Origin of the sequence: Corynebacterium sp. HMSC078H07 (assembly GCF_001812805.1) — a bacterium.
Lineage (GTDB): Bacteria > Actinomycetota > Actinomycetes > Mycobacteriales > Mycobacteriaceae > Corynebacterium.
In genome coordinates this window covers 22,856-31,445 of sequence record NZ_KV810442.1, presented here as the reverse complement: position 1 = coordinate 31,445, position 8,590 = coordinate 22,856, and the positions used below count along the sequence as shown (strand labels likewise).

General features: G+C 57.3%; 10 protein-coding genes. 9 read left to right on the top strand and 1 reads right to left on the bottom strand.

All coding sequences use genetic code 11. The features are described 5' to 3' along the window. The first annotated feature begins 132 nt into the window (after positions 1-132). The gene (locus tag HMPREF2875_RS01970; RefSeq protein WP_246817010.1) at positions 133-369 is read left to right on the top strand and encodes an antitoxin; all 237 of its coding nucleotides are present in this window, start codon (positions 133-135) and stop codon (positions 367-369) included. Positions 370-683: 314 nt separating this feature from the next. Here the strand turns inward: HMPREF2875_RS01970 and HMPREF2875_RS01965 are convergent, their stop codons facing one another. Continuing rightward, positions 684-935: a hypothetical protein gene (locus HMPREF2875_RS01965; protein WP_246817009.1), complete on the bottom strand. Its 252-nt coding sequence runs from the start codon at positions 933-935 to the stop codon at positions 684-686. A 650-nt stretch (positions 936-1,585) separates the two neighbouring features. On the opposite strand from HMPREF2875_RS01965, the gene HMPREF2875_RS01960 reads away from it, so the two are divergent. The 8 genes from HMPREF2875_RS01960 to recN all read left to right on the top strand — a co-directional run bounded on the left by HMPREF2875_RS01960 (position 1,586) and on the right by recN (position 8,580). Further along, complete coding sequence (locus HMPREF2875_RS01960; RefSeq protein ID WP_246817008.1) at positions 1,586-2,038, top strand: hypothetical protein; 453 nt, start codon at positions 1,586-1,588, stop codon at positions 2,036-2,038. A gap of 171 nt (positions 2,039-2,209) precedes the next feature. Continuing rightward, positions 2,210-2,959: a hypothetical protein gene (locus tag HMPREF2875_RS01955; RefSeq protein WP_070669824.1), complete on the top strand. Its 750-nt coding sequence runs from the start codon at positions 2,210-2,212 to the stop codon at positions 2,957-2,959. A gap of 127 nt (positions 2,960-3,086) precedes the next feature. After that, positions 3,087-3,992 carry a tetratricopeptide repeat protein gene (locus HMPREF2875_RS01950; protein ID WP_070669823.1) on the top strand — a complete coding sequence of 302 codons (906 nt, stop codon included), beginning with the start codon at positions 3,087-3,089 and terminating at the stop codon, positions 3,990-3,992. 2 nt (positions 3,993-3,994) lie between these two features. Next, positions 3,995-4,978 carry an HAD-IIA family hydrolase gene (locus HMPREF2875_RS01945; RefSeq protein WP_070669822.1) on the top strand — a complete coding sequence of 328 codons (984 nt, stop codon included), beginning with the start codon at positions 3,995-3,997 and terminating at the stop codon, positions 4,976-4,978. Continuing rightward, on the top strand, positions 4,969-5,130 hold the full coding sequence (locus HMPREF2875_RS13635; protein WP_168165554.1) for a hypothetical protein: 162 nt from the start codon (positions 4,969-4,971) through the stop codon (positions 5,128-5,130). The genes HMPREF2875_RS01945 and HMPREF2875_RS13635 overlap by 10 nt, the downstream gene beginning before the upstream one ends. A gap of 12 nt (positions 5,131-5,142) precedes the next feature. Further along, the gene (locus tag HMPREF2875_RS01940) at positions 5,143-5,952 is read left to right on the top strand and encodes a TlyA family RNA methyltransferase (protein WP_070669821.1); all 810 of its coding nucleotides are present in this window, start codon (positions 5,143-5,145) and stop codon (positions 5,950-5,952) included. After that, complete coding sequence (locus HMPREF2875_RS01935; protein WP_070669820.1) at positions 5,949-6,860, top strand: NAD kinase; 912 nt, start codon at positions 5,949-5,951, stop codon at positions 6,858-6,860. Before HMPREF2875_RS01940 ends, HMPREF2875_RS01935 begins: the two co-directional genes overlap by 4 nt. Positions 6,861-6,903: 43 nt before the next feature. After that, entirely contained in the window at positions 6,904-8,580 is a 1,677-nt protein-coding gene (recN, locus tag HMPREF2875_RS01930; RefSeq protein WP_070669819.1) for a DNA repair protein RecN, read from the top strand. Positions 8,581-8,590: the final 10 nt, after the last annotated feature.

Genomic DNA, 8,590 nt, shown 5'->3' with positions numbered 1-8,590 from the left:
ATCGGGAACACTCAGATTGGGGTCAGCGTGCACGTGACGACCGATGCAGCATCCTGTTTAATAAAGCACTTATAGAAAATGCTTTCTAGTGATTGCGCATGCGCGTCCACCACTAAGGAAAGACTGATACCCATGAAACCAATCAATGATCTACTCGCTACTCACGGTGTGCCTGTTTATGATCCTGACGATGCAACCTTAAGTAGTGGCGAGCACGTCCAGGTGATCATCGTCGCGGCCTTGAACGAGCAGTGGGATCGTCTTGATGGTGGCCAGCAACGGAGCATCGTGAACGCTCTGGACGCGTCTACCGCTGCGACTGAAGAGGCCGAAAAGTGGGCGAGGGATCGCCTTCGCCCTGCCGAATAATCCCGGTTATTTTAACCCGCTCACTGATGTTTCAGTGAGCGGGTTTTGCTGGCGCGGGTACTCGCTAGCGCTCCCACCCTTGCCCTGACATAACCCCGGCCGCGGTAGCCCCGGCGAACCACCACCTGCAGGTCTGCACTTCCACGTCTGGACACATAGAAAAACGTGCCACCGCCATGGGGAAGGAATCAGGTTACGCCTAGGGCTTAGCCGGGAGAAGTCTCAAAGCGCGGCAAATGGATACCCGCCAACCCAAGAACGCTGGGCTGGCGGGCTTCTTCATCGAGGTAGAAGCTAGAGGTTGGGTTTGGCCCTTAACCCTTCTTGCATCCGCGGGTGTCATGCAAACCGCACTGAGGAATACCAATGAGCGAAAGTACCATTGATGAGAGCGTGACTGGGATGGCGATGATGTCGTAGATGGGGGAGTCAACGACGAGCTCATTGAGATCGGTGGACGAGCCCTGGTTGGTGTTATGCGGTGTACTGTCTTCAGCGTTGGCGGTGGGCGCTGCCGTCAAAAGCAGTGCGGTGGTGCCGATGATAGCTAGGGGCTTTTTCATCATGTCAGGTCCTTTCGGATAGGGAAGTATAGGGAGTTCCTAGGTTTTCGGACCGACAAATTGAAGGCAATGGGTCGCCAGCTGGCGCAACATCCACCGAAAACACCGGGATACCGCGACCTGTAGGTCTGCACTTCAACGTCTGGACACATAGAAAATCGCGCAGCTGGAGCAGAGGGGGCTGCGAGGAGTTGGCCATTGAACACCGCAAGTTGTGCCGTTCCCCTTTTTGCGAGGTTTCACTCCCATGTAACGTGGAGGCATATTCGATTGAAGGGAAGGGATGGTTCTGTTTGCCTGATGGATTCACATTGTGGGAACTGCCAAGGCGCGGTAATTGGTGCTATGTCCTTGTAGCGCCTAGGGGAACAATTGAATCCTTAACTAAGCAGTCCATCTCTGGAGGCAGATTCAATACTGCTGAGGACATCGCGACCGCGGTGGAGGAAGCAGGTGCCCCGCAAGGCTTGATTGGCAAGATTGATGCGGCGTGCCTTTTGGTCGGGGGACGCGTTGTATCGCGCGTTAAAGACGTGGACCACACACTGGTTTTTCGGAATGAACCTTCGAAAGGGTGGGAAGAAGACTCATTGCAGCACCTAGTTGCCCGGGAGACTGTAGCGATTGAGTCTTCGGCTGGAGGAATCTCACGTGTGAAGCTATCTAGCGGCTTGAGCAGCGTTGATTTTCTCCCAGTAGACGCGGGTAGTCGTCGTGATGGCATCATGAAGCTGATGGACAACCCGGTGTTATCAGGCGGCTACCAGGTCAGCAAAAAGCTCGTGTTTGCCGCGCTTTCTTTCGTCGTTTTGATGTTTGGTCCTGCCATTCGTGAGCGGATTAATCCGGTACTCGCGCCCGTCACCGAACGCGTTCCTGATATGCACAGCCGCGGTGAACTCGTCGGAGTCGTGCTGGAGTTCTTGCAGTTTGATCATGCGATAGCGTTCTTAGCCTCGTTCTTTAGCCCGGCTGGTGCGATTCTTGTTCCCATAGTTGGGCTCGGTACAGCGTTTCTTGTGGGGTGGAAAGGCGCGAGGAACTCTAGGGCCTACTGGGATGAGCACGAGAAGCGCGTCGGCACAGTAGCCGCTAAAGCTGAGTGACGATCCTCGGCTGCGAAAGCATGCAGAAGACGGGTCGACCATGTTCTGCGGGGATTCGATTGCTGTGAAGCCTGCGGCATAGCATTGCTGGGTGAATAGGGGCCGGTGAATAGAGACGGCGGTTTAAAATAGCTTTTACAGCTCACCTGTGAGGCATCGAAGGAGCAGGCGATGAAGTTTACCCAGACGTCCATTCCCTTTACCAACAGATATAACTCGGTCTTCCTGAATGATCTAGAGTCGGTGCCCTACAAGGAAAAGCACGAAAATCCCTCACCGCATAATCTTCACAAAGTGTTTGCATCCCAGGGGCCAGTCCCGGACAGTGGAACATTGTTGGAGGGGATTCTCTTTCTCGGGATCATTATGGGAGCCGGCTCATTCATTTCGTTCATTGCGTGGATTGCTAATGGGAGAGAAGTGCCGTGGCTGATTATTTTGTGTGCCGTAGGAATCTCCCTTTATCACATTGTTGACTACGTGAAATGGCGGCTCTTTGTACGAAAACTATCTACCGCTTGGAAGAACGGTTGGATTGATTGTTATCCCGCGCTGATCGGCAGTCTCTACTATGACGAGAAGAATGTAAAGGCTGATAAAGCAAAGTACTTTTATCTCACTACGCTCATGGTGGTTGCTCCCAGCGGTGAGACGCGAACCATTGAAGAGTTTGAAGCGTGCGCGAGGAAACCACGCCAGTTGATAGCTGATGGAGTGGCTTTGGCCAGCGAGCGCCATAAGATTCGGCTAGATGCTCAACGTCACAATGGATGGACTTTTCTTGCCGTCGTACGAGGTAAGCCTATAGAGCATGGAAGCCTTGAGACTGGACTTGCGCGCCCACAAGTGGCAGCAGGATTGGACCGTGTCCGCTATGGCTGGCCGTTGGACAACTTGGGGCCGCTTCCAGATACGGTCTGAGTTGCAGTTTATTCCGCGGTGTGGGGCACTTCACTAGGGGACGAACGTATTGCCGCTTTTGACGTGGTGACCTGTACACTGGGTCGGTACATACGGAGGCGTCTACCGCAGAAAGTGCTTGGCTTTAATGTCTGATTCTAAGTCCCGCGATCACGGCCGCGGCCGTGAACGTTCCTCGGATAGCAATCGCGGAAACAACCGATCCGGGGGCCGCAGATTTGAAAAACGTGGGGGAGTATCGGGGCGTCGAGAAGAACGTCGCGGCAATCGCCGCGATGAGCGTCGCAACGACCGTAAAGGGCACGACCGTGACAAACACAAGGTCTCCCATCCCCAGCGCTCCGGCTACCGTGAGGAGCGAATCAACCGTCGCATGACCGATCCGGATCTGCCCTCCGATATCGACATCACGGATCTTGATCCCTCGGTGCTGCAGGATCTTTCTTCGCTGTCGAAGGAGAATTCTGAGGCGGTGGCTAAGCATCTCATCATGGCGGCCACGTGGCTCGATGATGATCCACAGCTGAGCCTGCGCCATGCGCGCGCAGCAAAGGACCGAGCTGGTCGCGTTTCAGTGGCGCGTGAGATGAATGGTATCGCTGCTTACCGCGCGGGCGAATGGAAAGAAGCCCTTGCTGAGTTGCGCGCTGCCCGCCGCATTTCTGGTGGGCCAGGTCTGCTTGCTGTCATGGCTGACTGTGAACGTGGCTTGGGCCGGCCAGAAAAGGCAGTTGAGCTGTGGCGCAGCGATGACGCCAAGGAGCTTGCACCGGAGGACGCCATCGAGCTGGCCATCGTTGCTGCCGGTGCACGACTTGATATGGGCCAGGCTGATTCGGCCGTGGTCACCATCCAGCGTGCGCAGCCGAACAAAAACGACACTGGCGTAGCTGCCTGCCGTCTTTCCTATGCCTACGCCAATGCACTTTTGGAAGCCGGCCGTAAGGATGAAGCCAAGGAATGGTTCCAACACGCTACTGACATTGATGAAGGAGACTGGACCGACGCTGCTGAGCGTCTGGCCGAGTGCTAACAATGAGTATTCTCACAACCCATGATTCGCTTCTGTTGGATCTGGACGGAACCGTCTGGGAGGGTGGCCAGGCACTGCAGTGCGTCGTAGATGTCATCAACTCGTGCGGTATTCCGGCGGTGTACGTAACCAATAACGCCTCACGTAGCCCGCAAACCGTGGCAGATATGCTGGGCCAGATTGGGCTTGATACCGACGCCAAGCACGTCGTGACGTCCGCACAGGCGGCTGTCCGTATGGCGCGTGAGGATCTTCCGGCAGGATCCCGGGTCCTCATTATCGGTGCTGATTCTTTCCGTACACTTGCTCGTGACGCAGGGTTCGAGGTTGTCAGCAGTGCAGACGAGAAGCCGGCGGCTGTTCTCCAAGGGATGGACAAGTCCGTGGGGTGGGAACAGCTTTCGGAGGGCGCTATTGCCATTAACCAGGGTGCTAAGTTCTACGCATCCAACCTGGATACGCAGCTGCCTACTGAACGTGGCCTGGCTGTGGGCAATGGCTCCCTTGTCGCCGCGATTACGTCGACGACGGGTGTGGAACCAAAGTCAGCGGGCAAGCCTGAGCCTGCTATGTTTACTCAGGCCGCCAAGCTTGTCGGCTCGACCAAACCGCTGGCTGTGGGAGATCGGCTTGATACCGACATTGCCGGCGGAAACACTGCTGCTATGGATACTTTTCACGTGCTGACTGGTGTTTCCCGTGAGCTTGAGCTTATCGAAGCCCCAGCGGAGCTTCGCCCCAACTTTGTTGGAGCAGGTTTCCACGAGCTCTCCCTTTCGGAAGCCCAAGCACGTCCTGGCGCCCAGGGAGGATTTATGGCGCGTTACGATGGTTACGACATCGTCCTCCAAGGCGGCAATGAAAAGTCGACGTCGATTGAAGCGCTGCGCACGGTCCTTGAAGTTGCTTGGGCTGGCTCGCAGGCACCGCGCTATATTCAGCCGCGCAGTGAGTTCGCAGAGAAGGCAGTGTCTACATGGCAGTAAAGCCACACGATCCACGTGCGGTCTTGGCGCCGGAGGCACTCGACGCCTCTGTAGCCGAGATTCTGCAGGAACCGGCAGACTCCCCAGAGGAGGAACTAAACCAGCTGGATCGGGCACACTCTGTGCTGCGTGATGCCCTCCAAGACAACTGAGGAAAGAAGCCCATGCCCCCACAACGCCGCCGCCTCGATGCGGAGCTGGTTCGTCGCAAAATCGCTCGCTCTCGTGAGCATGCCGTAGAGATGATTAAGGCCGGCCGAGTCACGGTAGGTGGATTCAAAGCCACCAAACCCGCCACGGTTGTAGAACCCGAAGTCTCCATCAAGGTGGAAGCCGTGGAGGGGGACGATTGGGCGTCGCGAGGCGCACACAAGCTTCTAGGAGCTCTTGATGCCTTCGACGTCGACCTCGAGGGGCTGCGCGTGCTGGATGCGGGGGCATCGACCGGCGGATTTACAGACGTGTGCCTGCGCAAGGGCGCTGCCGAAGTCTTGTCCGTGGATGTAGGATACGGGCAGCTTTTGTGGAGATTGCAGAATGACGACCGCGTGACGGTGCTCGACCGTACAAATATTCGCAACCTCACCGTGGAGCAGACTGGGGGGCTGTGCAACGCCATGGTGGGCGACCTCTCCTTCATCTCCCTGAAACTGGTTTTGCCTGCCATTACTGAGTGTATGGCGGACGGTGCGTGGCTTTTGCCCATGGTTAAGCCCCAGTTTGAGGTAGGAAAAGACCGTATTGGTTCTGGCGGAGTCGTGCGGTCACCGGAGCTGCGGGCGGAGGTCACGAAAGACGTGGCAATCTTTGCCCAGAGCTTGGGGCTCAGTGTGAAGGGAGCGGCAGCATCCCCGCTGCCAGGGCCAAGCGGCAATGTGGAGTATTTCCTCTGGCTGGTGAAGGACGGAATGTCGACACCAGAGGATAAGCTAGACGCGATGATCCACACGGCCATTGAGGAGGGACCACAGTGAGCAGGACTGTTGCCGCGGAGGCAACCGCGCGCCGAGAAATTCTTCTTGTCCCGCATGCCAGCCGTGAAGAGAACCTCGCGGCCACGCACCGAGCAGCAGAACTGCTGCAAGAAGCAGGTATAAAGGTTCGCGTCTGTGCAGCCAATACTGTTCTTACGGGTCTACAGCACGTCAAGCACACACCGGCGGCAGCGGAAGGCTGCGAGTTGGTCCTTGTCCTCGGTGGAGATGGCACCTTCCTGCGCGCCGCGGATATGGCTCGTGCTGTCGATGTCCCCGTCCTGGGCATCAACCTAGGACACGTGGGCTTCCTTGCTGAGTGGGAAGCCGAGTCATTGGATCGTGCACTTGTGCGAGTTATCGAGCAGTCTTATGAAGTGGAAGACCGTCTCACTATCGACGTTGCTGTCTTTGACGCTGAAGGCGAACTCCGCCAGCGAGGATGGGCACTTAATGAGGCGTCGATAGAGAACCTCAACCGCTCCGGTGTTCTTGACGCCATCCTGGAGATCGATGGCCGCCCAGTGTCGTCGTTCGGCTGTGACGGCGTGCTTATTTCCACCCCGACTGGATCGACGGCTTATGCCTTCTCCGCTGGCGGACCGGTCTTATGGCCGTCGCTGGATGCCATTCTCGTTGTTCCTAACAATGCGCATGCGCTGTTTACCAAGCCTCTTGTGGTCTCACCTGATGCGCAGGTGGCAGTGGAATCAGCCTCGGCTACGACTCCAGCCGTGGTCATTCTCGATGGCTTCCGTGAAATCTCAATGCCACCCGGTGCACGCGTGGAAATCGTGCGCGGTAGCCGCCCTGTGCGCTGGGTGCGCCTCGACGATCAGCCATTTACGGACCGCCTCGTTTCCAAATTGCGTCTGCCTGTTGAAGGCTGGCGTGGACCGCGGCACTAGATTGTCCCTACTAGGGTGACGCAGGACAAGGAGGAAGACCTACATGCTCGTTGATATCAGCATCGCTGACCTCGGAGTGATTGAGAGCTCCTCAGCAGAACTTTCCCATGGCCTCACTGTGCTCACCGGTGAAACCGGTGCGGGTAAGACCATGGTGGTTACTGGCTTGCGCCTTTTAGCGGGTGGACGGGCCGATGCATCCCGGGTGCGCGATGGCGCCGCGAAAGCTGCTGTTGAGGGGCATTTTTCTTCACACTCAAAAGTGGTGGCCCAGCTGGTTGAGGACGCCGGGGGTGAGCCGGATGAAAACGGCGAATTCATTGCTTCGCGTACGGTGTCAGCCGCCGGACGTTCCCGCGCTTACTTGGGTGGGCGCGCAGTACCAGCAGCCACACTAGGGGAGTTCGCTTCCCACCTCATTACCGTTCACGGCCAAAATGACCAGCTGCGACTACTGTCGCCCGATCAACAGCTCGCAGCTATCGATAGGTTTGAACCTAGCATCGAGAAAGTACGCACCGCTTATGCGGAGTCCTTTAGCCACTGGCGCTTACTGGCCAAGGACTATCACAGGCGCACTGAGTCGCGCCGAGAAATGGCGCAAGAAGTTGACCGCCTCCAGTTCGCCATTAATGAAATTGCTGAGCTGGACCCGAAGCCGGGTGAGGACGTGGAGTTGGTCACCCTCATTCGCCGGCTGCAGGATGTCGATACCCTGCGTGAGGCCGCAGCGACGGCCCTGACCGCCCTGGATGGTGGGGAAGGTTTCGGCGATGAAGACACCGCGGTCAATCTCGTGGGTGCTGCTGAATCTGCGTTAACCGGAACCAACGACGACGCACTCGCATCGCTGGCCGATCGCCTCAGCGAAGCCACGGCACAGCTCACGGATATCGCTGCTGAACTCACCACCTACCTTAGTGATCTTCCCGCAGACCCTAGCCTTCTGGAAGAGTCACTGCAGCGCCAACAAGACCTCAAGCGGCTTACCCGCAAATACGCCGCCGATATCGATGGGGTGCTGGCCTGGCGCGAATCTGCCGAGTCGAAGCTCGCGACGCTCGATACGTCCACGGAAGCCTTGGAAGCCCTCAAAAAGCAAGTGATGGAGGCCGAAAAAGACATGGTGGCGAAGGCAGAGAAACTCACCACCGCCCGTGCCAAAGCAGCAAAGAAGCTCGGAGCTCAGGTCACCGAGGAGATCCACGGTCTGGCCATGCCGAACTCTACTCTGACGGTCACGGTCAACAAGGCCAAATACTCCAAATCGGGTGCGGACGAAGTCGAATTCCAACTCCATGGCAAGCCTTTGGCATCGGCCGCTTCCGGTGGTGAGCTTTCTCGCGTTATGCTCGCGATGGAAGTCGTTCTTGCCAGCGGCGACGGCACGACCTTGGTCTTCGACGAGGTCGATGCCGGCGTAGGTGGGCGCGCGGCGGTGGAAATTGGGCGTCGGCTAGCACGGCTCTCTACGACCAACCAGGTCATTTGTGTCACCCACTTGCCCCAAGTCGCCGCCTATGCGGACTCACATCTGCACGTCTCCAAGGAAAAATTCACCTCCGGCGTGGCGAACCTTAGCTCTGAAGAACGCGTCGAGGAGCTTGCGCGAATGCTTGCGGGACTTGATGACACTGCGACGGGCCGCGCACATGCGCAGGAGCTCTTCGACCGTGCACAAGCAGAAGTAGCAGACTTCCGCGCGCCTTCCACACATTGAGCCTCTAACA